Raw genomic sequence first — 24,490 nt, 5'->3', positions numbered from 1 at the left:
TCCATAACATTTCGAGAATTTTCCAGATGGGCTATAATTGGGGTTCCGACCGAGCATTCTCCGTTGTTTGCGAGGTAGCTTTCAAAAGGAAACCAGCATGCAGATCGAAGTCAGTACGGACAACAGCATCGACGGGAGTGAAGGCCTGACCAACCTGATCAAGGGTTTGGTTCAGCACGATTTGGCCAACCTTGATGATCATATCACTAGGATTGAGGTTCACCTCAGCGACGCGCGCACCGGCCCGACGGGCCAGGAGAACAAGCATTGCATGATCGAAGCACGACTCAAAGGGCGCCAGCCCGTCGTTACGAAGGATTCGGCTGCGACAGTCGAGAAGGCAGCGAAAGGGGCAGCGGGCAAATTAAAGAACATGCTGGAGAGTACTCTGGGAAAATTGTCGGATAGCCGGTGAATTTCCTCGCAGTAGTTTCCTCAACCGCAATCTGTTGCCGCCTTGAAAAAACGTCAAACGGAATCAAATGGAAGGGCATCAATCATGGCTGATGAAGACGATCTTTGGGCCTTGGAGGAACGGTTCTGGACCGAAGGTGCTGACAGTGCGCGACATATGACGGCAAAAGACGCGGTCTTTGTTTTCCCATATCCTGCCGGAATTCTACAGGGCGACTCGCTTTGGCGGGAGAGCAGCGTCGCGCAACGATGGCGATCCGTGGTAATGACAGAGCGTTATTTCAAGCGAGAGAAAGACGTCGCCGTTCTGGCATATCGCGTCTCCGCAGAGCGCGGCGACATACCGATCTACGAGGCCCTGTGCACATCGTCCTATCTGCAGGATGACGGTAAGTGGCTGCGAATAGCACACCAGCAAACTCCCGTTTCCTGACGTGTCGACGTCGGCTCGTGGCCTTTCGCGACGGCTTTGGGATGCAGAACCAAGTCCTAATAAGGGCAAAAAGAATTCGTGAGATTTAAGGCGGTGCCGACTGAGAAACCGCCGTCCCAAAGGGACGACGGCACAGCTTCGATGTCGCAGGCTTTTCAGGCGGCGGGGAGTTTGTAGACACGCCCCCGATCCTCAACCTTTTCTGAGGTGACCTCTAGTCCGAGCTTCTTTTTCAGCGCTCCGGCCATCGCGCCTCGCACCGTATGCGACTGCCAGTTCGTCGCGGCCATGATCTCCTCGATGGTCGCGCCGTCCGCCGCGCGCAGCATGGCAATCAGGGTGGCCTGCTTGGTGCCCTCGCGCGGTGTCCGCACCTTGGGCGCGGGGACTGTTTTGGTTGCGGTGTTCGCGTCCTCGCGCTCGATGCCGATGGCGGCGAGGCCTGCGTCGGTGGCGATCAGTGTGACGCCGTGGCCGTCGCCGGTCTCGCGCCAGACGGGTTCGCCCTTGCGCATGTCGGCTTCGACCTCTTCGAGGAAGCCCTTGGCAAGCATTGCGCTGACCACCTTTGAAGCTGCCCCGCCGCGCAGGCTCACGGGCAACGGCAGCGCAATGCGGTCCTCGATCTGGGCCGCGCGGGACAGGATGATTGTCTGGGTGTCGGAAAGCTTGGTCATGGGGTCGTCTCCGTGTTCGGACCGCGACCGTCGCGGTCTTCTACGACCCCAAGCCGCGCAGGGCGCGCAGCCGGAGTTCGGGAGGAGGTCCGAGGTCAGATCAGCCCGAGATCCCGCAGGAGCACTGCGGCGTCCGTAAGCCGGTCGGTGGCGACGTCGATTGCGATTGTCATGCTGTCGGCGGTGAGGCGCGCGGGAACGTTTGCTTCCTCGCGGAGTGATGCTGCGATCTCGTCAAGGACCGCCGGTATACGGCTCGTATCCCAAGGCTCGTTGAGGCCCCGAATGGCGATGCGGATAGTGCTGGTTTCCATGGCGTTTGTTCCGTTCATTCCGCGTGCTCGCCCTCGCTGAAGGCGCTGTCAGTGATGCGCTTCAGGAGGCTTGCGTAATGCTCAAGGGTGCCGACATGGCCCCAGTTGATCTCGTCGGGATGGGCGTTGAAATGCTCGTCGCTGAGGCTTGCCAAGCGGGCGAGCATCTCGTCGATTTCGGCCTTCTTGCCGATGAAGGCGTTCAATGCGGCCTCCTTGTTCCGCGCAGCCTTCTCGGCGCGCAGTTGGTGGCGGGGTGTGGTGATCGGGTTCAGGCGGGTCATCGCGGTCGCTCCGTGGTGAGTTGCATCGTTTTCGTAGGATCACGTTCGCTCTGGTGCGGAGGCTTATCAACTACATAAGCACATGATTTTGAGTGATAATCGGAGCGCGTCATGGAGGGTCTGAGCGAGCGCCAGTATGCCGCCCGCGTCGGCCTTTCACGCGGCGCGATCCAGAAGGCCAAGGCCACCGGACGCGTGGTTTTACATGGCGATGGCAGCATCGACGCAGAGGCCAGCGATGCCCTGCGCGCGCAAGCCACCGATCCGTCGAAAACCCGTAAAGCTCCACAACCAAAACTGAAGCCCGTCCCGGAGGCGGCGGTCTCCGCCGTGGGAGAAACCCTACGCGAACAGGGAATGCCTGCCCCGCAGGTGGGCAGCAGCACCACGTTCCTGCAGGCCAAGACGGCCAACGAAGTGCTGAAGGCGCAGGAACGCCGCCTCCGGCTCCAGAAGCTCAAGGGCGAGTTGATCGACCGGGTCCGCGCGTTGTCGCTGGTCTTTCGGCTGGCACGGCAGGAGCGCGATGTCTGGGGCAACTGGCCCGCGCGGGCTGCGGCGCTGATGGCGGCCGATCTGTCGGCCTCATGCAGCGAAGCGTTAGGCCATGAAATCACTGTGGAGCCCGCGGCGATGCAGAAGGTTCTGGAGAAACATGTCCGTGCCCAGCTCGACGATCTTGCCGAGGTCAAACCCGATCTCAGGTGAGGATGACTTCGATGGCGCGGTGGAAATCCTGCGCGCCTGGGGAGCGGGCCTCACGCCGGATGCGGACCTGACCGTGTCTGAATGGGCGGATCGGCACCGAATGCTGTCGGGCCGCGCTTCGGCGGAACCGGGCCGGTATCGCACCGCCCGCACGCCTTATATGGGCGAGATCATGGACCGGCTGTCGCCCGTCGATCCAACGCAGCGGATCGTGTTCATGAAGGCGGCGCAGGTCGGAGCGACGGAAGCGGGCAACAACTGGATCGGCTTTGCCATCCACCAGGCGCCGGGCCCGATGCTTGCCGTCCAGCCGACGGTGGAATTGGCGAAGCGAAACTCACGCCAGCGGATCGATCCGCTGATCGACGAAAGCCCGGAGCTGCGCGAGCGTGTCAAACCGGCGCGATCGCGCGACGCGGGCAATACGATGCTGTCGAAGGAATTCGCGGGCGGCATCCTGATTATGACCGGGGCGAACTCGGCGGTCGGACTGCGCTCGACTCCGGCACGCTACATCTTCCTCGATGAGGTCGATGCCTATCCGGCCTCCGCTGACGATGAAGGCGATCCGGTCACTTTGGCGGAAGCGCGCTCGCTGACCTTCGCCCATCGGCGCAAGGTGTTTTTGGTCTCGACGCCGACGATCCGGGGGCTGAGCCGGATCGAGCGAGAGTTCGAGGCGAGCGACCAGCGGCGGTTTTTCGTGCCATGCCCACATTGCGGTCAGGAACAGTGGCTCAAGTTCGAGCGACTGCGCTGGCAGAAGGGCCGTCCGGAGACGGCAGAGTATCACTGTGAGGGCTGTGAGACACCCATCGCCGAACACAACAAGACGGCGATGCTGGAGGCCGGCGAATGGCGCGCGACTGCGACGGCCGCCGATCCTGGCACTGTCGGCTATCACCTGTCGGCTCTCTATTCTCCGATCGGCTGGCTGAGCTGGGAGCGCGTCGTGCGGGCCTGGGACGCGGCGCAAGGGTCGGACGAGGCGATCAAGGCATTCCGCAACACGATCCTCGGCGAGACATGGGTCGAGACCGGCGAAGCGCCGGACTGGCAGCGGCTTTACGACCGGCGTGAGCGCTGGACATCCGGTATGGTGCCTGCGGGCGGGTTGTTCCTCACCGCTGGGGCCGATGTCCAGAAGGACCGGATCGAGGTCGATGTCTGGGCCTGGGGTCGCGGTCTCGAAAGCTGGCTGGTCGATCACGTTGTCATCGAGGGCGGCCCGGATCGGCATGACGCGTGGTCGGAACTGACGGCGCTGCTGGACCGGTCGTGGCCGCATGAGCGCTGCGCGCATCTGCGCATCGCGCGGCTCGCCATCGACACCGGCTACGAGGCCCCGGCGGTCTATTCCTGGTCGCGGGCGCAAGGCTTCGCGCAGGTCTCGCCGGTGAAGGGTGTCGAGGGGTTCAACCGCTCGAGCCCGGTCTCGGGCCCGACCTTCGTCGATGCGACCGAGGGCGGCAAACGTCTGCGGCGCGGGGCGCGGCTGTGGACGGTGGCGGTGTCGACCTTCAAGGCCGAAACCTACCGCTTCCTGCGACTGGCGCGCCCGACCGAGGAGGACATGGCCGACGGGGCGGCGTTTCCGCCCGGCTCGGTGCATCTGCCGCACTGGGTCGAGAACGAATGGCTGAAGCAGTTCGTCGGCGAGCAGTTGGTCACGGTGCGCACGAAGCGCGGCTTCGCCCGGATGGAATGGCAGAAACTTCGGGAACGCAACGAAGCGCTGGACTGCCGGGTCTACGCCCGGGCCGCTGCCTGGATCGTGGGCGCGGATCGGTGGACCGATGAGAAATGGCGCGACCTCGAGGATCAGCTCGGCGTCACCGACGCCTCTGCGGATCCCGCAGGGCAGATCAACAGGCAAGCACAGATGCCGCAGGGCAAACGCAGATCCGACTGGCTCGGGCGGCGTGGAGGATGGTTTTGATGACCGACTGGACGGAAACCGAACTTTCTGCGCTGCGCCGCGCCTATGCCAGCGGCACGACGCGGGTCAGCTATGACGGCAAATCCGTCGACTATGGATCGGCCGAGGATCTACTGGCGCGAATCCGAACCATCGAGCGGGCCATCGCCGGAACGACACGGCCATTACCGATCGCCGGGCTCGCGAGTTTCTCGCGTGGAGATCGGTGATGTCCGCGAACTGGTTCGACCATGCGATTGCCACGGTGGCACCGCGTGCCGCGGCCCGGCGCGTGATGGCTCGCCAAGCGTTTGAAACCTTGACGCGGGGCTATGATGGTGCGGCAAAAGGGCGGCGCACTGACGGTTGGCGCGCGCCGGGCACCTCTGCTGACACCGAGGTTGGCGTGGCCGGGGCGCTCCTTCGCGACCGGATGCGTGATCTGGTGCGGAACAACCCGCATGCGGCGAAGGCCGTCGGGGTGCTGGTGAACAACATCGTCGGTGCGGGCATCATGCCCCGGGCGGCCAGTGGCACCGACAAGCTGGACCGGAAGGTCGATGCGCTCTTCGCCCGGTGGTCGGACGCGGCTGACGCCGACAGCCAGCTCGACTTCTATGGTCTGCAAACGCTGATCTGCCGAGAAATGGTCGAGGCAGGCGAGGTCCTGGTGCGCCGACGTCTGCGCCGCGCAGCGGATGGCTTGCCAGTCCCGTTGCAATTGCAGGTGCTTGAGGCCGACTTCCTTGACGCCACCAAAACCGGCGCGCTCGGTGCAGGACGCCTGGTGCAGGGGATAGAGTTTGACCCGCTCGGAAAACGTCGGGCTTATTGGTTGCACGCCGAACATCCGGGCGATGCCTATGGCGCGATGCAGAACGGTCTGCAGAGCCGCCCGGTGCCGGCCAGCGAGATCGCCCATGTGTATGAGAAGCAGCGCACACAGGCGCGCGGCGTGCCCTGGGGCGCGCCGGTGATCCGCAGCTTGCGCGATCTTGACGACTATGAGGTTGCCGAACTGGTCCGAAAGAAAACTGAGGCCTGTGTGACCGCCATCGTCTTCGGCGATGACGAGGCCCAGCAGGGCATCGCGCCCTCTGTGGTCGATGCCGACGGCAACCGGGTTGAACAGTTCGAACCGGGCCTCATCGCCTATGCGCGCGGGGGCAAGGACATCCGCTTCAACCAGCCCTCTGCCACCGGCGGTTATGGCGAATACAAGCGGGCCAGCCTGCATACGATCTCGGCAGGCTTCCGGGTGCCCTATGAATTGCTGACCGGGGATTTGTCCCAGGTGAACTATTCCTCGATCCGGGCGGGGCTCGTGGAGTTCCGCCGCCAGATCGACGCCGTGCAATGGCAGCTGTTCATTCCGATGTTCTGCGCCCCGGTTTGGCGCTGGTTCACCGAGGCCGCGTGGGCCGCAGGGCAGATCCCATCGCCGGACGTACCGGTCGAATGGTCGCCGCCCAAGTTCGAAGCGGTCGATCCGCAGAAGGACGCGATGGCGAACCTGCTGTCGATCCGCTCCGGCACCATGACGCTGGCCGAGGTAATCGCCCGGCAGGGGCGCAACCCTGACGCCGTGCTAGCGGAAATCGCCGCCACAAACGCTAAGCTCGATGCACTCGGTCTGGTGCTCGACAGCGATCCGCGCCGCGTCACCAAGACCGGCAGCGCGCAGACCAGTGACCCGGCCAGCGATCCCGCCGACGACGACCCGGTCAATGACCCGGCGAGCGATCCGGCCGACGACTCCGATACGGACCCGACGCGGCCCGACACCGACCAACAGGACTGACCAACATGGACACGATGATCGAATTACCGGCCCTGCGCCGGTCGGCGGAGCTTGCGCCAAACTCAGCTGATACTGACGCCCGCACCGTTGAGGTGATCTGGTCGGCGGGCGCGCGTGTTCGCCGGTCGACCTTATTCGGCGAGCCCTATGACGAAGAGCTGAGCCTCGACCCGACCCATGTGCGGCTTGATCGTCTGAACGCGGGCGCGCCCTTCCTGAAGGTGCATGAGATCGACACGCTTGACGCCGTGATCGGCTCGGTCGTGCGGGGTTCGGCGCGTATCGAAAACGGTCGCGGCATTGCGCAGGTCAGGATTAGTGAGCGCGCGGACGTCGAACCGATCTGGCGGGACATCCAGGCCGGGCACATCCGCGCGGTCTCCATCGGCTACCAGGTCCATCGCTTCGAAGTGTCCAAACCTGAAGTGGCCCGAGAACTCTGGCGGGCGGTCGACTGGACGCCCTTCGAGGTGTCCGCCGTGCCCGTTGGGGCAGATCCCGCCGCAGGGTTTCGCGCTCAATCCCCACTTCACGACTGCGTCCTCCATCGCCGGGACGTCTCACCCACTCAAACAGGAGCCATCCCGATGACGGAAAAACTCAACGCCCCGGCCGCAGAGGCCAAAGACCAGCCTAGCGACACTCTCGCGACCGAGGACACCACCATGACTGAACCGAAGACTTCCGCGACTGAGCCGAAGGCCGCCGCAAGTGAAACCCGCACCCAACCGAAGGCGCAGAAGCCCGATGCCCCCGTTGTGCCTGACACTGAAGCCGTCGCAACCCGCGCCCGTGAAACGGAACGCGACCGCGTGTCCACGATCTACGATCTGGCGGGACGCCTGAACCTCGAGCGCGGCTTTGCCGAGGATCTGGTCAAGCGCGGCACCGACGTCGGTGAGGCCCGGCGTCTGATCCTCGATCAGGTTGCCGCAAAATCCGAGGAAACCCGCACGTTCAGCCAGGTGTCGGTCCCGCTGGGTGGCCGCAATGAGGCGATCACCCGACGCGATGCCGTGGCGAACGCGCTGCTGCACCGCTACAGCCCGACGCTGTTCACTCTGGAAGACGCCGCCCGCCAGTATCGTGGCATGACGCTCATGGAACTGGCCCGCGAGAGCCTCGGCAATGCGGGCGTGAACACGCGCGGCCTTTCGCGTGATGAGGTGGCCACGCGCGCTCTGCATTCGACGTCCGATTTCCCCGAGATCCTGTCGGCGGTGACCAACAAGACGCTGCGACAAGCCTATGATGCCTATCCGCGCACCTTCATGCTGTTCTGCCGCCAGGTGCTCGCCACCGATTTCAAGGCGATGCACCGGGTCCAGCTCGGCGAGGCACCGCAGCTGCTGGAAGTAGGCGAGAGCGGCGAGTTTAAGCGTGGCACGCTCGGAGAGAGCAAGGAGAGCTACAAGGTCAAGACCTATGGCCGGGTGGTCGCGATCACCCGCCAAACGCTGATCAACGACGATCTCGACGCCTTCACCCGGATCCCGGCGATGTACGGCAACTCCATCGCGCAGCTGGAGTCGGACGTGGTCTGGGGCATAATCACCGCCAACCCGGCGATGGCCGACGGCAATGCGCTGTTCCACACCAGCCACAAGAACCTCGCAGCCACCGGCGCGGCGCTGGCTGTCGATGCTGTCGGTGCAGCCCGTGCGGCGATGGCCAAGCAGACGGGTCTCGACAAGAAAACGGTCCTGAACGTGCGGCCTACCTTCCTGATCGTGCCCGCCTCGCTGGAGCTGAAGGCGGAGCAGATGGTCGCCCAGAACCTAGTGCCCGCAGCGACGTCCAACGTCGTGCCGCAATCGATCCGCACGCTCGCGCCGATCAGCGAGCCCCGGCTCGATGCCACAAGCGAGACAGCCTGGTATCTGGCGGCCAGCCCGAACCAGATCGACACCATCGAGTACGCTTATCTCGAGGGACAGCAGGGCGCGTACATCGAGACGCGCAACGGCTTCGATGTCGACGGGGTCGAGATCAAGTGCCGCCTCGACTTCGGCGCCAAGGCTATCGACTGGCGCGGCCTCTACAAGAACCCGGGTGCGTGAGACGGATTCAAGGACCAACCTTCAAAACATGGCCATGAGCTCATATGTTACTCCCATCGTTGGATGATTTGGAGTGACGCCATGCAAGCGGCATTGGTTTTTTCAGGGCTGCTCGCACTGGTTTGGGGCATTTGGAAGCTGGGCGAGCCATGGCGGAAGTATCATGCGGAGCATATTGAGCCACTCGAGAAGGAACTCGCGTCAGCCGAATCAAGACGCGCTGAAAAAAAGCGAGCCCAAGGGCAAGCCATTGCCGACGCAGAACTATTCACCAGAGATTTCCGAACAGAGGTTCGTCGGCACCAAAAGGCAAAGAGCGAAGCCTACGATGTTCTGAACCCGCTGCGCGAACGCAAGTCGGACCTTCACGATGAGATGAAAGATGTGCGCTCGAGCCTCGATAGCTGGCATCGAAGTTCGAAGAGCTTTTTCGGGAATAAAGGTCGAAAGATCAAGGATGACAGTGTCCTCGGTTGGTTCGGGCTTGAGCAAACGGTCGCTCAGAAGGAGAGCCTGGAGCGCCGCCGCGAGGCCGTCTCTACGGAGATTGGTGACCTGAAGGATGAAATGTCAGACATCTATGAGCGGCGGATAAAGCCCGCCAAAGAAGGCATAAAGGCCGCTTTTGATGACGAAAAACGCCTAAAGCGATTTCGACAAGACGGATTGGACGAGCGCCATTTTCGCACCAAGGCAAAGGAACTAAACTCAGAGATTGCTGCGATCAATGTCGAGATTGAGCGTCTAAAGGCAGCTATCACCGATGCGACCGAAACTTACAAGAAACCTCGTGCAGCCTGACCTGTAGGACCAATATCTGATTACCCGAAGGGGCGGCCAAATGGCCGCCTTTTTCGTTTCCTGAAGGAGCAAACGATGAAAAACTACGTCCAGCCCGGCAATACCATCACCCTGACCGCACCCTATGCCGTGACCTCCGGCGACGGCCTGCTTGTCGGCTCCATCTTCGGCATCGCGTCTGCGGACGCCGCGTTGAACGATCCCGTCGAGGCCGCGCTCGTCGGCATCTTCGACCTGAAGAAGGTCGCAAGTCAGGCCTGGTCCGCAGGTGACAAGGTCTATTGGGACAACACCAACAAGGAAGCTACCAAGACCGCCACGGCGAATACGCTGATCGGTGTGGCAACCGAAGCTGTTGCTGGCGGCGCGAGCGACGTGATCGGCCGGGTGCGCCTGAACGCGAGCTTCTGATGACGGCGTTTGCCGTCGTTCTTGATGCGCTGTTCGCGGATCCCAACATCGGGCGCGAGGCAATCTACACCTCCGACGGCGGCGCGCCTGTGCTGGTGCGCATCGTCTCGCGGCAGGCTGACGCAATCAGTGACTTCGGCGACGCCCGGCTCTGGTCGGAAACGACCCGGATCGACCTGCGCGTCGCGGAGGTTCCGGCCCCGCGTCCTGGCGACCGCTTGGAAATGGACGGCGATGCCTTCCTAATTCAGGGCGAGCCTGTCCGCGACCGGGAACGGTTGGTCTGGACTGTGGAACTGAGGCCCGCGTGAAACTGAAGCTCGACATCGATCCGGACATTGTCGCGATGATGGCAGCCGAGGTCGCGGCCGGGGAACGCGCGGTGACGGCCGCCATGCGCGAGGCTGGGACCGGGCTGAAGACCGCGTGGCGGCTACAGATCACCGGCGCGGGGCTCGGCACACGGCTCGCCAACTCGATCCGCAGCCAGAACTTCCCGAGATCGGGTGAAAGCCTGGATGCGGCGGCGTTGGTTTGGTCCAAAGCACCGGTGATCGTCAGCGCACATGACACGGGGCCGTTGATCCGCTCGAAGGATGGGTTCTGGCTTGCAATCCCGCTGCCCGCAGCTGGCAAATCCACGCGCGGTGGTCGGATTACCCCCGGTGAATGGGAACGGCGGCGCGGTCTGCGCCTGCGGTTCGTTTATCGTCGCATAGGCCCAAGCCTGCTGGTGGCGGAGGGACGGCTGAACACCAAGGGCCAGGCAGTGGTGTCGTGCTCCAAGACCGGGCGCGGAAAGGTCACCGCGCCGATCTTCCTGCTGGTGCCGCAGGTCAAGCTGCCGAAACGGCTAAACCTGGCGCGGGATGCTGACAGGGCGTTGGACAGCGTGCCGGGGCTGATCGTGGCGAATTGGGTGGATCAGCGGTTCTAACAGAACCCCTGCATCACAGATTCGCATTCCGCCCGAATGTTTTTTGCACCAGCAGCTGACGACCAATCAGCCCAGCTAATGTGAGCCAACCCGGATGACTGCCTCTTCTTCTCGTAGAGTCCCTGAGCGACAAGCTTGGGCAGCATGACCGCGTCGTAGAGGGCATAATTGCGGTCCCATCGTATAGCCGCGAACCACTGCGCCTTGTCGAGATTGTGCTGCTTCAGCGAAACGCGGGGATAAGGGCCATCTGTGCCGAGGATCCGCGATTTCACCTCAATTAGACCAAATTGCGGAGAGCGAACATCTGATCCGCGGTTGTTGCCACCAATAACCTCGCCGCCCGTTGCGATCGCGACCAGGATTTCAGCTAAGATTTCGTGGCTGATCTTGTCATAGCGGGCCATGCATTTCGCCGTCTGAAGAATGTTCCAGATTTCTCGCGCGTCTTCTGCCGCATGATTTTGTTTTTCTGACAAAAGAAGATCTCCAATACTCTCAGTTGAAAATGCTGAATAAGCAGAGCGCGAAGAGCTCGCAACGCATCTCTAAGGGTTTTCCGCATGCCCACCCCTCGCGAAACCATCCTCGCCGCGCTACACGCGCTGCTTTCGGCGCTGCCCGCCACCGCCCTGCGCGGCGAGGTGCTGCCTGAGCGCGTGCCCGCTGAGGGGCTGCTGATCCTGCGCGATGGCGAGCCGGGGGAGCCGGAGGTCACGCTGTCGCCGCTGCGCTACCATTATCGGCACCGGGCAGAGATCGAAGCGGTCGTTCAAGGCGCGGACCGTGACGCCACTTTCGACACACTGACCGCCAGCATCGGCACGGCCATCGCCGCCGACCGCACGTTGGGCGGCCTCTGCGACTGGGTCGAGGCGGAAGCACCGCGACCGGTCGATCTGCCTGTCGAGGGCGCGGCCAGCCTGAAGGCAGCCGTCATTCCGGTGTTGCTGCACTATTCAACGGCCGACCCGCTCGGCTGATCTCGACAATCCGAGGAGAACACCATGGCACGAGCCCAAGGGGCGCGGGCGCAGATGGCGCTTGCGTTCGAAACGACCTATGGAACGCCGCCGGTGGGTGGCTTCACAAAAATGCCCTTTGCCAGCACCTCGCTCGGTGCAGAGCAGCCGCTGCTCAATTCGGAACTGCTGGGTTACGGCCGTGATCCGCTAGCACCAATCAAGGACGCGGTGACGGCCGATGGCGATGTCGTCGTACCGCTTGACGCCGAGGCCTTCGGGTTCTGGCTAAAGGCGGCTTTTGGCGATCCAACCACGTCCGGCACCGGCCCGTGGACCCATGAATTCCAGTCGGGTGCGTGGACGCTGCCCAGCATGTCCATCGAGACGGGCATGCCCGAGGTGCCGCGCTACGCGATGTATTCCGGATGTGTGCTTGACCAGATCACTTGGCAGTTGCAGCGGTCGGGACTGTTGACCGCGACCGCGCGGCTGGTGGCGCAGGGCGAGACGGTTGGAACGACGACCAGTGCAGGCACGCCTGCCGCTCTCGAATTGCAGCGCTTCGGCCATTTCAACGGGTCGATCACTCGGAACGGCTCCGCCCTCGGCAACGTCGTCTCGGCCGATATCACCTATGCCAACAACCTCGACCGGATCGAGACCATCCGGTCGGACGGCCGCATCGACGGGGCCGACCCGTCCATCGCCGCGCTGACTGGCCGGATCGAGGTGCGCTTCGCCGACCAGACGCTGGTGACGCAGGCGATCAACGGCGAAGCCTGCGAGATGGTATTCGCCTACGTCCTGCCCTCCGGCGAGAGCTTCACCTTCACCGTGCATGCAGTCTACCTGCCGCGCCCGCGCATCGAGATTTCCGGGCCGCAGGGCGTGCAGGCGACCTTCGACTGGCAGGCCGCCCGCGACAGCGTGGTCGGCAGGATGTGCACCGCCACCCTCGTGAACGATGTGGAGACGTATTGATGCTCGCGCTCGATTTGACCAACGCCCCGCGCTGGCATGACCTCGCGCCCGGCGTTCGCGTGCAGCTGCGGCCGCTGACCACCGCGCTGATGGTGGCGACGCGCAGCGACCCGGTCGTGGAAGCTGTGCCTGACGAGGCCACTGACGAGGAGCGCGCCGTCGCCTTCGCCAAAGCGCTGGCGCGACGGGCTGTGCTTGCCTGGGACGGCATCGGCGATGCCGACGGCAAGCCCATCGACCCGAGCCCCGAGGCCATCGACGCGCTGCTCAATGTCTGGCCGATCTTCGAAGCCTTCCAGCTGACCTACGTCTCGAAGGGCCTGCTGCTGGAGCAGGAAAAAAACGTCTCCGCGCTCTCGCCGAGTGGTCCTTCGGCGGGGGCGAGCGATACTGCGAGGGTTGCGAACCCTGCGAAGGCAGCCCGCAAGCCTGCCCGGACTGCCCGGCGCGGCTGAACCGGCCGGAAACTCCGGAGGGTTGGCAGGTCTGGGACCTCGTCGGCCGCCTCGGAGGCCAGCTCCGCGTTCTGCCGGGCGCGGTGATCGGCTGGGACATGTCGGCCGCGCTGGCGCTCGGCGACGCGCTCGGCGTGCCACCGCTCGCCATGGCCGAACTGCTGCCCGTCATCGAAGCGGTGATGGTCACCAAGCTCAACGAACAGATGGATCACTCCCATGGCGGAAAAACGGGTTAGCGTCCGCCTCGCCGCGGTCGGCGGGCGACAGGTGCGCGCCGAACTGGAAGGTGTCGGCGAGGCCGGGTCGCACGGCTTCGGACGGCTGAGCCGCGAGATGGAGGCGGCCAACGCCCGGCTGGTGGCCTTCTCGCGCCGGGTCCGGGTCGCGGCCGCCGCCGCCGTGGCCGCCGCTGCAGCCGCGGGCGTGGCAATGGTCCGGTCCGGGCTGCAGACGGTCGATGCGCAGGCCAAGCTCGCACAGTCGCTCGGCACCACCGTTGCCTCGATCCAGACGCTGGAGCGCGCGGGCGAGCTTGCGGGCGTGTCGATGTCCGGAATCGAGCAGGCGACGAAAGACATGACACGACGGCTGAGCCAGGCTGCCGCCGGGACCGGTCCCGCCGCCGACGCGCTCGACCGGCTGGGGCTCTCGGCCGGCGAGCTGATCGCCCTGCCGCTGGACCAGCGCGTCGGTGCGATCAACGCCGCCATCGAGGACTTCGTGCCTGCCGCTGAACGCGCAGCAGTCGCGGGCCAGCTGTTCGGCGAGGAAGGTTCGATCGCCATGTCGCGGATCGACACGGCGACGCTGCGCCAGGCGACCGAGGACGTGCGCGCCTTCGGGGTCGTGGTCTCCGAGCAGGACGCCGACCAGATCGAGCGGACCAACGATGCGATCTCCCGGCTCGGTCTGATCTGGCGCGGGCTGTCCAACCAGCTCGCGGTCGCCGCGGCACCCGCGCTGGAGGCCGTCGCCAACGCCATGGCGGCCGTGGCAAGCCGCACGGGTCCGCTGGGCACCTCGATCCGCGGGCTCTTCGACAACATCGGCCGCCTGACCACCTACGCCGCCACCTTCGCGGCCTTTCTCGCGAGCCGCTGGGTGGCGGGAATGGCCGCTGCGGCGCTTTCGGTCCGTGGCCTTGCAACCGCGCTCGTCGTTTTGCGCGGCGCGCTGATCCGGACCGGTATCGGGGCGCTGATCGTCGGCGCTGGCGAACTCGTCTACCAGTTCACCCGGCTTGTGTCGGGAGCCGGCGGCTTTGGCGAGGCAATGTCGCTCCTAAAGGACCTTGCCGTCGAAGTTTGGGATCGGATCAAGATGGGGGCTGCGGCGGCGGGCGCTGCGACCACGGCGATGTTCTTCGATCTGAAGGCCGATGCCGCCTCCGGCATGCAGAGCGCCATCGAGAGCGTGGTGGCTTTTGGCAACACGGCCGCGAACACTTTTGAGGGTGCCTATGAGGCGATCAAGGCGATCTGGGGAATGCTGCCCGCCGCCATCGGCGATCTCGCGTTTCAGGCGGCGAACAGCCTGATCGACGGTGTCGAAGCGATGCTGAACGGCGTTGTTTCTCGCATCAACACATTCATCGGCGGGATCAATCAGGGGCTGGAAGCGCTCGGGTCGGAGCGACGCATCTCGATCATCCCCGATCTCGACCTCGGCGAGATCGAGAACCGCTTCGAGGGCGCGGCGACCGCCGCAACCACCGCAGCGCAGGCGGCCTTCGACCGAGCCTTCGAGGACAGCCCGCTCACTGCGCCAGACCTTGGTCTGACCGAGGCGGCGAACAGGGCGCTCGAGTCCGCGAACGTCTATCGCGGCGCCGCGCGCGATCTGGCCGAAGGGGCCCGCGCGCCGCTCGAAAGCTGGCAGGCGCTGCGCGACGCAGTCCGAGGCACAGACGAGGACGGCGCCGGCGCTTTGGCCGAGACGACCGCTGCGGCGGAGCGGCTGGAGACGGCGCTCGGCGATGCCGGTCGCGCCGCCACTGGTGCGGGTGCGGCGGCCGGAGCTGCTGGCGCTGCGGCAGAGCCCGCGACCGAGGCCGCCGTCACTGGGTGGCAGGCCGTTACCGCCGCTCTGTCGGACTACGCCAGCAAGGCACGCGCGATCGGCGGCGATATCGGCCAGAGCCTCGTCGGCGCCTTCCAGTCTGCCGAGAACGCGGTGGGCCAGTTCGTGCGGACCGGCAAGCTGAACTTTCGCGATCTCGTCACCTCGCTGCTGGCCGATCTCGCCCAGCTGGCGGCACGGCGGTTCATCCTCGGGCCGATCGCAAACGCGCTCTCCGGCGTCTTCTCCGGAGCTGGCGGGATTTTCGCCAACATTCTGCATGCGGGCGGGATGGTCGGATCGGCCGTACCTTCGCGAATGGTGCCCGCCATGGCCTTCGCCGCCGCGCCACGGATGCATGCTGGCGGCATGGCAGGACTTCGCCACGACGAGGTGCCAGCGATCCTCCAGCGCGGCGAGCGGGTTCTGTCACGGCGGGAGGCGCAGGCCTACGGCGCGGGCGGCGGCGTCAACGTCACAATCATGGCCCGTGACGCGGAGAGCTTCCGGCAGTCGCGGACGCAGGTCGCGGCCGACATCGCCCGTGCGGTCTCGCTCGGGCGGAGGGGCATGTGATGGCGTTTCACGAGGTGCGGTTCCCCGACAACATCAGCCGCCGCGCGCGGGGCGGGCCCGAGCGGCGCACCCAGATCGTCGAACTTGCCTCGGGTGACGAGGAACGCAACGCCAGCTGGGCCAATTCGCGCCGCCGCTATGACATCGCCTATGGCATCCGCCGCGCGGACGATCTCGCCGCCGTGGTCGCCTTCTTCGAGGCACGCAACGGACGGCTCCACGGCTTCCGCTTCAAGGACTGGGGCGACCACAAGTCCTGCCTGCCCTCGGGCGCGCCGTCGCCGACCGACCAGGCGATCGGCACCGGCGATGGCACGACGACCTCCTTCCAGTTGGTGAAGCACTACGCCTCCGGCGCGCAATCCTGGATGCGCGCCATCGCCAAGCCGGTGAACGGAACCGTGCGCATCGCGCTGTCAGGCGTCGAGCAGCCCTCCGGCTGGTCGGTCGACACCACGACCGGCCTCGTCACCTTCGGCGACGCGCCGGGCGCTGGCGTCGCGATCACCGCGGGCTTCGAGTTCGACGTGCCGGTCCGCTTCGACGCCGACGCGCTCGACGTGACGCTCGATCTCGAGCGGCTCGGTTCGATCACCTCCATCCCGCTTTTGGAACTACGCCGATGAAATCCCTCTCGCCCGCGCTGCAGGCCCATCTCGACGAGGGCACGACAACGCTCGCCTGGTGTTGGCGGATCATCCGCGCCGACGGCGTCACCTTCGGCTTCACGGATCACGACCGGACGCTGAGTTTCGACGGGACCGACTTCGAGCCGGAAAGCGGCCTGACGGCGTCCGAGGTCCGCTCGGGCTCGGACCTCTCGGTCGATGCGCAGGACGCGGAAGGCGTGCTGACCTCGGACCGCATCACCGAGACCGAAATACTCGACGGTCGCTGGGATAACGCGGCGGTCGAGGTCTGGCGCGTAAACTGGGCCGACACGAGCCAGCGCGTCCTCATGCGGCGCGGGGCCATTGGCCAGATCCGGCGTGGGCGGCTGGCCTTCGTGGCTGAGGTCCGCTCGCTGGCGCATGTGCTGGGCCAGACGGTGGGGCGGACCTTCCAGGCGACCTGCGACGCCGCGCTCGGCGATACGCGCTGCGGCGTCGATCTCGAGGATCCGGCCTACAAGGGCGCGGGCGCCGTGATCGATCTCCTGCGCGACCGGGCCTTCACAGCCTCGGGTCTCGGCGGGTTTGAGGTCGGCTGGTTCACCTTCGGCACCGTCGAATGGACGAGCGGCGCGAACGCGGGGCGGCGCACCGAGGTGCTTGGCCACGACGTGACGGACGGCGTGGCGATCCTCACCCTGCTGGAAGCGCCGGTGCGCGCGATCGCCGAGGGCAACGCTTTCATCATCCGCGCCGGCTGCGACAAGCGGATCGAGACCTGCGGGGCGAAGTTCGCCAACACCGACAACTTCCGCGGCTTCCCGCATATCCCCGGCCAAGATGCGGTGCTGCGGTACGCCACGAAGGATGGCGGCCACGAGGGGGCCGTACTGTGAGCGCCGATTCCGAGCGCGTCATCGCCATCGCGCGCTCCTGGCTCGGCACGCCGTATCACGATCAGGCCAGCCTTCGGGGCGTGGGTTGTGACTGCCTCGGCCTCGCCCGGGGCGTCTGGCGCGAGGTGGTGGGGCCAGAGCCGTTCCCGATCCCGCCCTATAGCCGCGACTGGGGCGAAACCGGGCTACGCGAGGTTCTGGCGGAAGGCGCGCGCTCCATGATGATCGAGGTGTCGCCCGCCGAGGCCGGTCCCGGCGCGCTGCTCCTGTTCCGGATGACGCCCCGCGCCATCGCCAAGCATGTCGGGATCCTGACCGGGCCCGCCACCTTCCTTCACGCCTACGAGCGGCTCGGCGTGATCGAGGAACCGCTCACCCGATCCTGGCGGCGACGTATCGCCTTCGCTTTCTTGTTCCCGCAACGCTGAGACCCCGACATGGCCACCCTCGTTCTCGGTGCCGCTGGCGCCGCCATTGGCGGTTCGATCGGCGGTGCAATCCTTGGCGTCAGCGCCGCCACAATCGGTGGCTTCATCGGCTCCACCATTGGCTCGGTTGTCGACAGTTGGATCATCTCGTCTCTGGCGCCGACCCAGCGGATCGAAGGTGCGCGGATGGACAATCTGCGCATCACCTTTGCCACCGAAGGGGCGGTGATTCCGCGGCTCTATGGCCGGATGCGGATCGGAGGTAACATCATCTGGGCGACGGACTTTCGCGAGGAGACAAAGACCACCACACAGGGCGGCGGCAAGGGTGGTGGGGGTGGCGGCAAGGTCAAGACCACCGAATACTTCTACTATGCCTCGTTCGCCGTTGCGCTCTGCGAGGGGCCGATCACGGGCATTGGCCGCATCTGGGCCGACGGCAAGCTGCTGGACACCGCCGGGATCACCTGGCGCTGGTATCCGGGCGACGAAGGCCAGATGGCCGATCCGCTTATTTCGGCGAAGATGGGCGTGGCCAATACGCCAGCATATCGCGGCACGGCCTATGTCGTTTTCGAGGACTTGCCGCTCGGCAATTACGGCAACCGCATCCCGCAGCTGAGTTTCGAAGTTTTCCGTCCGCTGGCCGATCCGGACACGGCCGAGGGGCTTACGCAGGCCGTCACCATGATCCCGGCATCCGGCGAGTTCACCTACGCCACGACCGGCATCCGAAAGGGTGGCAGCGGGTCCCAAACTCCCGAAAACCTCAACGCGCTGACCGATACCGCCGACATGGTGGTGGCGCTGGACCGGCTACAGGCCATGGCTCCGAAGGTCGAAAGCGTGTCGCTGGTGGTGGCCTGGTTCGGCAACGATCTGCGTGCTGGGAACTGCAAGGTGCGGCCCGGCGTCGAGGTCACCGCGAAAGCGACCACGCCATCGACCTGGTCGGTGAATGGCGTCAGCCGGGCCAATGCCTTTCTGGTCAGCCGCGATGATCAGGATCGCCCCGTCTATGGCGGCACGCCCGCCGACTTCGCTGTCGTGCAGGCGATCCAGGAGATGAAGGCGCGTGGCCTGCGCGTGACCTTCTATCCCTTCATTCTGATGGACGTGCCGCCGGACAACACCCTGCCGAACCCATATTCGGACAACGCCGCCCTTACGGGTCAGCCCGCGTTCCCCTGGCGGGGGCGGATCACTTGCTCTCCGGCGACCGGCTACGCGGGGACCGTGGACAAGACCGCGACAGCCGCAAGCCAGGTCGCGGCGCTGTTCGGCGCAGCCACGCCCGCGAGCTTCAATGTCTCGGGTCAGTCGGTTTCTTGGACTGGCGCTGCGAACGACTGGGGTCTGCGGCGCATGGTGCTGCACTACGCCCATCTTTGCGCGGCGGCGGGCGGCGTGGACGCCTTCCTGATCGGGACCGAGATGCCCGGGCTGACGACCATCCGCTCGGGCACGTCCATCTATCCAGCCGTGCAGGCCTATCGGGATCTGCTCGCCGACGTGCGCTCGATCCTCGGGGCCGGGACGAAGATCGGCTACGCTGCCGACTGGTCGGAATACTTCGGGCACCAGCCGGGCGACGGCAGCGGCGACGTGTTCTTCCATCTCGATCCGCTCTGGGCCGATCCCGAGATCGATTTCGTCGGCATCGACAACTACATGCCGCTGTCGGACTGGCGCGACGGCTTCGAGCATCTCGATGCGCAGGAGGGCTGGCCCGCCATCTATGACCGGGCTTACCTGCAGGGGAACATCTCGGGCGGCGAGGGCTACGACTGGTTTTACGCCAGCGCGGCAGATCGGTCGGCGCAGGCCCGGACGCCGATCACCGATGGTGCGGCGGCCAAACCATGGGTCTTCCGCTACAAGGATCTCCGCGCCTGGTGGTCGAACGCGCATTACAACCGCCCGGGCGGCGTGGAGAGCGGGACGCCGACGGCATGGGTGCCGCAATCCAAGCCGATCTGGTTCACCGAGCTCGGATGCCCGGCCATCGACCGCGGCACGAACCAACCCAACGTCTTCTTCGACCCGAAATCGTCGGAGAGCTTCGTGCCGTACTTCTCTCGCGGCTGGCGGGACGACGCGATCCAGCGCGCCTATCTCGAGGCGACCTACCTGTTCTGGGGCGAGGCCGCGAACAATCCTATCTCGTCCGTCTACGGCGGCCGCATGGTGCACGTCCCCGAATGCGCCGCCTGGACGTGGGACGCGCGGCCCTATCCGTTCTTCCCGGCGCTGACCGTTGTTTGGACCGACGGCGCGAATTGGCGGCTTGGACACTGGCTGACCGGGCGGCTGGGCGCGGTGTCGCTGGCGGCGCTGGTCCGGCACCTCTGCTTGCGGACGGGCATGCCCGAGTCCCGGATCGACGTCTCGGGGCTTTGGGGCGCGGTCGAGGGCTACGCCATTGGCGCGCTGGAAAGCCCGCGCGCCTCGATCACCACGTTGTCGCGGCACTTTGGCTTCGACGCTGTCGAGACCGAGGGCATGATCCGTTTTGTCATGCGTGGGCGGGCGTCCATCACCAGCCTGACGCACGACGATCTTGTCGCAGCCCGCGAGGGCGACCTACTGGAACTTACGCGTGCGCAGGAAACCGAACTGCCGCAGGCGCTCAAATGGCAGGTGGCGCGTGCGGACGAAGATTACGACGCTGCTCTTGTTGAGGCGCAACGGATCACGGTGGATACGACGCGGATTGCCTCGGAGAGCTTTCCGATGGCGGTCCCGCCCGAGGAAGCCGAACGGCGCTGCCGCCGCGCGCTGATGGAAGCCTGGACCGGGCGCGAGACAACTGCATTCCGCCTGCCGCCCTCGCGGCTGGCATTGGATCCAGCAGACGTCGTGACGCTGGCACATGACGGGAGGCACATTCCGCTGCGGCTGGTCTCCATCGCCGACGCAGAGGCACGCGGGATCGAAGCGGTCCGCCAGGATCGCGAGGCCCACGACCTGCCGCCAGGATCGCCACGGCCCTCATCGCTTTCGCAAACCGTGGTGTTCGGCGCACCCGAGGTGGCGCTGCTGGACCTGCCGCAACTGACAGAGGACGAGCCCGCGCATCGGCCCTTCGCCGCAGCGCACGCCGTTCCCTGGCCGGGCGAAATGGCGGTGTTCCGCAGTCCCTCTACCGATGGCTTCGAGCTGCTGACGACATTTGGCGGCCGTGCCCGGATCGGAACGCTGGTCTCGGATTGCTTCGCGGGCCCGACCTCGCGCTTCGATCTTGGCAATGCGCTGGTGATCGATGTGCTCTCTGGCACACTGGAAAGCGTCACCGACCTGACGCTGTTCGGCGGGGCCAATGCGCTGGCCATCGAGAGCGCACCCGGCACGTGGGAAATCGTGCAGGCCGGCGTGGCCGAGCTGCTGGCGCCCGGCCGTTATAGACTGACGCGGCTCCTGCGTGGTCAGCGCGGCACCGAGGGCGCAATGGGTAATCCGGCGCCTGCGGGGGCGCGGGTCGTGGTGCTGGACACCGCGCTGGCATCCCTGCCGATCGCCGAGGCCGATCTCGGTATCCCGTGGAACTGGCGCATCGGCCCCGCAAGCCGGTCTGTCAGCGACGAGACATATGTCGCGGCCTCCTTCAACCCGGTTGGCGTGGGTCTGCGGCCGTTTTCAGTCGCCCATGTCGAGCAGCCATGGCGCAAACCACGTGCGACGTGCGATCTGACCATCCGCTGGACTCGCCGGTCCCGCGCACTCGCGGCCGACAACTGGGGCGCGGTCGACGTGCCGCTTGTCGAGGAGACTGAAGCCTTCGAGGTCGAGATCCTCGACGGCGCGACGGTCAAGCGGGTGCTGAACGTGACCACCACCAGCGCCGTCTACACGGCCGCCCAGCAGACCGCCGACTGGGGTGCGATGCTCGGGCCCGGCGACACGCTCGACGTCCGCATCTCCCAGCTCTCCGCCCTCGTGGGGCGGGGCGCGCCGAAAACCGTCACGCTCACATTCTGAGGGCCTCATGTCCGACACCACTACGCATCTGCTGCTCCCGTACATCCTCGCGGCGCAGGCCCAGAAACATGTCACCCACAACGAGGCGCTGCGGCTGCTCGACGGGCTTGTCCAGCTTTCCGTCCTCGACCGGAATCTGACAGCGCCGCCAGGCAGCCCCGCCGATGGAGACCGCTACATCGTGGCGTCTGGCGCGACCGGCGACTGGGCGGGCTGGGACCTGAACGTGGCGCTGTTCACGGATGGCGCTTGGCTGCGCCTTCCACCGCGCACCGGCTGGCGGGCATGGGTCGAGGACGAGGGCCTGCTGCTCATCTACGATGGCGCGGGCTGGATCGGGACCACACCGGCGGCGTTGCAGAACCTCGCGCTGCTCGGTGTTGGCACCACGGGGGATGCGTCGAACCCGTTCTCCGCCAAGCTGAACGCCGCGCTCTGGACGGCGAAGACCGTGGCCGAGGGCGGTACCGGCGATCTGTTCTACACCATGAACAAGGAGGCGGCAGGCGACGACCTCGGGCTGACGCTCCAGACCGGCTTCGTGACCAAGGCGCTGATGGGGCTCTTTGGCTCCGACCGCTTCCGGCTCGCGGTCTCCGCCGATGGCAGCACCTTTTTCGACGGGCTGAGCGTCGACAACGCGAGCGGCATCGTCGACCAGCCCCAGCTGCCCCGCTTCAAGGCGTACACGAACTACGACAACTATGTCGGCGTCGGAACCTGGACGAAGATCGGCCTCAACGACACCGACTACAACGACCAGGGCGCGTTCGACGCCGCGAACAACCACTTCGTCGCCCCCGTGGACGGCATCTACCTCTTCGGCGCGACGCTGCTCTACAAGATCAACGCCAGCGCGACGGCCCGCATGCGCGGACGGCTCGTCCTGAATGGCACGACGGAAATTCGCGGCTCCCTCGGCGAAATCTCCGCCACCCATGTCTCGCTCGCCACCGCGATCTGGCTGCAGACGATGGTGCCGCTCACCGCGGGCGATACCGTCGAGCTGCAGGGGTATTTCCGGGTCGCGGACGGCTATTTCGCCGCCGACCACACGTCCTTCTGGGGCTGCAAGATTGGCTGAGCGGCGGAAGGAGGAACCAATGAACCCACCCCGATCCGAGGGCTACGTCCGCATGCCCGACGCCGAGTTCGAGGCGATCCTGACGCGCGCGGCCGAGGAAGGCGCGAAACGCGCGCTCGCCGATGTCGGCCTCGACGGCGACGAGGCCGCGCTCGACATCCGCGATCTGCGCTCCCTCGTGGACTGCATCCGGCTGGTGCGCCGCACCGCCATGCAGACCGCCGTTCGCATGATCACCACCGGCGTCATGCTGGCGTTGCTCGCAGGCATCGCCATCAAGCTCAAGATCTTCGGCGGCGGTCCGTAGCCGCGCCCATTCAATTCATCGACCCAACCGCACCCGCCCTCGAGGCGGGTTTTTTCTTTTTGGAGGACCCTCATGACCACGACCTTCCACCGCCATTGGCGCGATGTGCCTGCGGGCACCTGGCGCTGGCCGAATTTCAGCCCGGCTGAGATCGCCTGCCGGGGCACCGGCAAGTTGCTGGTCAACGAGCCCGCGCTCGACAAGCTGCAGGCCCTCCGCGACCGGCTGGGCAAGCCGCTGATCGTCCGCTCTGCCTATCGCAGCCCTGAGCACAACCGAGCCGTTGGTGGTGCGACCCGGTCGAAGCATCTCGATGGCGCCGCCTTCGACATTGCAATGGCGAACCACGACCCGGTGGCGTTCGAGGCGGCGGCGCGCGACGTCGGGTTCCTCGGCTTCGGGTTCTACCCCCGCTCGGGCTTCATCCATGTCGACCTTGGGCCCGCACGGCAGTGGGGCGTGCGCTTCCCGGTCCGGGTGACAGCCTTCGCCGAGGAAACGCCACTTGCGCGCGAAGTGCTGACTGACAGCCGCACGATGAAAGGCGGCGGAGCGGCCGGTGTCGCCACGCTAGGGGCGGCCGGGGTCGAGGTGGCGCAGAGCGTCCTCGCCGAGACCCAGACCGCCATCCTGCCGCTGGTCCCGTATCTTGATACGCTCCGCTGGGTGTTAATCGCGGTGGCACTCGGTGGCATCGCGGTCACCATCTATGCCCGCCTCGACGACTGGCGCCGGGGGCGGCGGTGATCGGCACCTTGCTCGGCGGGTTCGCCGCCAGCCCGTGGACGCGGGCGGCGCTGCGCTACGGCGCCATCGTCCTCGCCGTGCTCCTGTTCCTGCTGTCGCTTCGGCGGTCCGGCGAGCGCGCTGGCCGGTTAGCCGAGCAGCTCGAGACCATGGAGAAAGCCAATGCAGTCCAACGCCGAATGCTGGAGGCGGCGGCTCACCGTCCTCGTGATCGCAACCAGCTGGCTGACCGGCTGCGAGACGGCGGGTTTTGAGCAGGGCGGTTTGGCGGCATGTCCGCCGGTCGTGGAATACAGCAGTGAGTTTCAGACACGGGCGGCCGAGGAATTGGCGATGTTGCCGGACGGATCGGCAGTCGTCGAAATGATGGGCGATTACTCCGTGATGCGGGAGCAGGCTCGCGCGTGCCTCTGATAAAATTCAGAACCATAAACCTTGGGCGAAAGTGCTCTTTCCCTGCTCTGAGAGCTGAACCGGACGTTCGAACACACTGCGGCGAGCGGCCGTTCCGAGCCCATTCTCCCAAATGCTGCGAGTCATATGAATGGCAACTTTTCGCGATGATTAACTAGGGCCTGTGGACAATCAGCGTGACGCAATGAGAGTTGCTGCCAGGTTCCAGCAAGCCGCATAGCTGCAATCT

Annotated in this window: 28 protein-coding genes; 24 read left to right on the top strand and 4 right to left on the bottom strand. The window is 65.6% G+C overall.

Going from position 1 to position 24,490, the window contains the following annotated elements; genetic code table 11:
- The first annotated feature begins 97 nt into the window (after window positions 1-97).
- Complete coding sequence (locus AC2FPW_RS11855; RefSeq protein ID WP_137703272.1) at window positions 98-415, top strand: HPF/RaiA family ribosome-associated protein; 318 nt, start codon at window positions 98-100, stop codon at window positions 413-415.
- An 84-nt stretch (window positions 416-499) separates the two neighbouring features.
- On the top strand, window positions 500-847 hold the full coding sequence (locus tag AC2FPW_RS11850) for a hypothetical protein (RefSeq protein WP_496813853.1): 348 nt from the start codon (window positions 500-502) through the stop codon (window positions 845-847).
- Between the two features lie 155 nt (window positions 848-1,002).
- Here the strand turns inward: AC2FPW_RS11850 and AC2FPW_RS11845 are convergent, their stop codons facing one another.
- The 3 genes from AC2FPW_RS11845 to AC2FPW_RS11835 form a co-directional block, all read right to left on the bottom strand.
- Complete coding sequence (locus AC2FPW_RS11845) at window positions 1,003-1,524, bottom strand: DUF3489 domain-containing protein (protein ID WP_496813851.1); 522 nt, start codon at window positions 1,522-1,524, stop codon at window positions 1,003-1,005.
- A gap of 95 nt (window positions 1,525-1,619) precedes the next feature.
- Complete coding sequence (locus AC2FPW_RS11840; RefSeq protein ID WP_496813849.1) at window positions 1,620-1,838, bottom strand: hypothetical protein; 219 nt, start codon at window positions 1,836-1,838, stop codon at window positions 1,620-1,622.
- 14 nt (window positions 1,839-1,852) lie between these two features.
- On the bottom strand, window positions 1,853-2,122 hold the full coding sequence (locus AC2FPW_RS11835; RefSeq protein WP_496813848.1) for a hypothetical protein: 270 nt from the start codon (window positions 2,120-2,122) through the stop codon (window positions 1,853-1,855).
- Window positions 2,123-2,233: 111 nt separating this feature from the next.
- Here AC2FPW_RS11835 and AC2FPW_RS11830 point away from each other — a divergent pair, with 111 nt between their 5' ends.
- The 9 genes from AC2FPW_RS11830 to AC2FPW_RS11790 all read left to right on the top strand — a co-directional run bounded on the left by AC2FPW_RS11830 (window position 2,234) and on the right by AC2FPW_RS11790 (window position 10,758).
- Entirely contained in the window at window positions 2,234-2,830 is a 597-nt protein-coding gene (locus AC2FPW_RS11830) for a hypothetical protein (RefSeq protein WP_496813846.1), read from the top strand.
- Window positions 2,778-4,769, top strand: a complete 1,992-nt coding sequence (locus AC2FPW_RS11825; RefSeq protein ID WP_496813844.1) for a phage terminase large subunit family protein — start codon at window positions 2,778-2,780, stop codon at window positions 4,767-4,769. The genes AC2FPW_RS11830 and AC2FPW_RS11825 overlap by 53 nt, the downstream gene beginning before the upstream one ends.
- A complete protein-coding gene (locus AC2FPW_RS11820; RefSeq protein ID WP_496813843.1) occupies window positions 4,769-4,978 on the top strand; it encodes a phage head-tail joining protein in 210 nt (69 codons plus the stop codon). The genes AC2FPW_RS11825 and AC2FPW_RS11820 overlap by 1 nt, the downstream gene beginning before the upstream one ends.
- On the top strand, window positions 4,978-6,549 hold the full coding sequence (locus AC2FPW_RS11815; RefSeq protein ID WP_496813841.1) for a phage portal protein: 1,572 nt from the start codon (window positions 4,978-4,980) through the stop codon (window positions 6,547-6,549). Before AC2FPW_RS11820 ends, AC2FPW_RS11815 begins: the two co-directional genes overlap by 1 nt.
- A 5-nt stretch (window positions 6,550-6,554) precedes the next feature.
- Entirely contained in the window at window positions 6,555-8,609 is a 2,055-nt protein-coding gene (locus tag AC2FPW_RS11810) for a prohead protease/major capsid protein fusion protein (RefSeq protein ID WP_496813840.1), read from the top strand.
- A gap of 81 nt (window positions 8,610-8,690) precedes the next feature.
- The gene (locus AC2FPW_RS11805; RefSeq protein ID WP_496813838.1) at window positions 8,691-9,410 is read left to right on the top strand and encodes a hypothetical protein; all 720 of its coding nucleotides are present in this window, start codon (window positions 8,691-8,693) and stop codon (window positions 9,408-9,410) included.
- Between the two features lie 75 nt (window positions 9,411-9,485).
- Window positions 9,486-9,821, top strand: coding sequence for a DUF2190 family protein (locus tag AC2FPW_RS11800; RefSeq protein ID WP_496813837.1), 336 nt, complete (start codon window positions 9,486-9,488; stop codon window positions 9,819-9,821).
- Window positions 9,821-10,132: a head-tail joining protein gene (locus AC2FPW_RS11795; protein ID WP_496813835.1), complete on the top strand. Its 312-nt coding sequence runs from the start codon at window positions 9,821-9,823 to the stop codon at window positions 10,130-10,132. Before AC2FPW_RS11800 ends, AC2FPW_RS11795 begins: the two co-directional genes overlap by 1 nt.
- Complete coding sequence (locus AC2FPW_RS11790) at window positions 10,129-10,758, top strand: DUF6441 family protein (RefSeq protein WP_496813833.1); 630 nt, start codon at window positions 10,129-10,131, stop codon at window positions 10,756-10,758. Before AC2FPW_RS11795 ends, AC2FPW_RS11790 begins: the two co-directional genes overlap by 4 nt.
- On the opposite strand, the gene AC2FPW_RS11785 is transcribed toward AC2FPW_RS11790, so the two are convergent.
- Window positions 10,755-11,237, bottom strand: a complete 483-nt coding sequence (locus tag AC2FPW_RS11785; protein ID WP_496813832.1) for a hypothetical protein — start codon at window positions 11,235-11,237, stop codon at window positions 10,755-10,757. The two genes, AC2FPW_RS11790 and AC2FPW_RS11785, sit on opposite strands and share 4 nt — an antisense overlap.
- An 84-nt stretch (window positions 11,238-11,321) precedes the next feature.
- On the opposite strand from AC2FPW_RS11785, the gene AC2FPW_RS11780 reads away from it, so the two are divergent.
- The 13 genes from AC2FPW_RS11780 to AC2FPW_RS11720 all read left to right on the top strand — a co-directional run bounded on the left by AC2FPW_RS11780 (window position 11,322) and on the right by AC2FPW_RS11720 (window position 24,261).
- On the top strand, window positions 11,322-11,741 hold the full coding sequence (locus AC2FPW_RS11780) for an acyl-CoA transferase (protein ID WP_496813830.1): 420 nt from the start codon (window positions 11,322-11,324) through the stop codon (window positions 11,739-11,741).
- A 24-nt stretch (window positions 11,742-11,765) separates the two neighbouring features.
- Complete coding sequence (locus AC2FPW_RS11775) at window positions 11,766-12,704, top strand: phage tail tube protein (protein WP_496813829.1); 939 nt, start codon at window positions 11,766-11,768, stop codon at window positions 12,702-12,704.
- A complete protein-coding gene (locus tag AC2FPW_RS11770; protein WP_496813827.1) occupies window positions 12,704-13,159 on the top strand; it encodes a phage-derived protein YdaY family protein in 456 nt (151 codons plus the stop codon). The genes AC2FPW_RS11775 and AC2FPW_RS11770 overlap by 1 nt, the downstream gene beginning before the upstream one ends.
- Before the next feature lie 98 nt (window positions 13,160-13,257).
- Window positions 13,258-13,398 carry a DUF7697 family protein gene (locus AC2FPW_RS11765; protein ID WP_169728718.1) on the top strand — a complete coding sequence of 47 codons (141 nt, stop codon included), beginning with the start codon at window positions 13,258-13,260 and terminating at the stop codon, window positions 13,396-13,398.
- Window positions 13,379-15,796: a phage tail tape measure C-terminal domain-containing protein gene (locus AC2FPW_RS11760; protein WP_496813825.1), complete on the top strand. Its 2,418-nt coding sequence runs from the start codon at window positions 13,379-13,381 to the stop codon at window positions 15,794-15,796. Before AC2FPW_RS11765 ends, AC2FPW_RS11760 begins: the two co-directional genes overlap by 20 nt.
- Window positions 15,796-16,422, top strand: coding sequence for a phage distal tail protein, Rcc01695 family (locus AC2FPW_RS11755; protein ID WP_496813823.1), 627 nt, complete (start codon window positions 15,796-15,798; stop codon window positions 16,420-16,422). The genes AC2FPW_RS11760 and AC2FPW_RS11755 overlap by 1 nt, the downstream gene beginning before the upstream one ends.
- Entirely contained in the window at window positions 16,419-17,303 is an 885-nt protein-coding gene (locus AC2FPW_RS11750) for a phage/gene transfer agent baseplate hub protein (protein ID WP_496813822.1), read from the top strand. Before AC2FPW_RS11755 ends, AC2FPW_RS11750 begins: the two co-directional genes overlap by 4 nt.
- Window positions 17,300-17,731: an NlpC/P60 family protein gene (locus AC2FPW_RS11745; protein WP_274216414.1), complete on the top strand. Its 432-nt coding sequence runs from the start codon at window positions 17,300-17,302 to the stop codon at window positions 17,729-17,731. Before AC2FPW_RS11750 ends, AC2FPW_RS11745 begins: the two co-directional genes overlap by 4 nt.
- A 9-nt stretch (window positions 17,732-17,740) precedes the next feature.
- Entirely contained in the window at window positions 17,741-21,709 is a 3,969-nt protein-coding gene (locus tag AC2FPW_RS11740) for a baseplate multidomain protein megatron (RefSeq protein WP_496813821.1), read from the top strand.
- Between the two features lie 7 nt (window positions 21,710-21,716).
- Window positions 21,717-22,793 (top strand): DUF2793 domain-containing protein, encoded by a 1,077-nt coding sequence (locus tag AC2FPW_RS11735; RefSeq protein WP_496813819.1) that lies wholly within the window; start codon window positions 21,717-21,719, stop codon window positions 22,791-22,793.
- Window positions 22,794-22,812: 19 nt separating this feature from the next.
- Complete coding sequence (locus AC2FPW_RS11730) at window positions 22,813-23,100, top strand: DUF6127 family protein (protein ID WP_055664086.1); 288 nt, start codon at window positions 22,813-22,815, stop codon at window positions 23,098-23,100.
- 72 nt (window positions 23,101-23,172) lie between these two features.
- On the top strand, window positions 23,173-23,847 hold the full coding sequence (locus AC2FPW_RS11725) for a YcbK family protein (RefSeq protein WP_496813818.1): 675 nt from the start codon (window positions 23,173-23,175) through the stop codon (window positions 23,845-23,847).
- Between the two features lie 162 nt (window positions 23,848-24,009).
- Entirely contained in the window at window positions 24,010-24,261 is a 252-nt protein-coding gene (locus AC2FPW_RS11720; RefSeq protein WP_496813817.1) for a hypothetical protein, read from the top strand.
- Window positions 24,262-24,490: the final 229 nt, after the last annotated feature.

The sequence above is a fragment of the Ruegeria sp. SATB027 genome (assembly GCF_059613825.1).
Note: the sequence above shows the minus strand (reverse complement) of the source record. Positions and strands in the feature narration are given on the sequence as shown.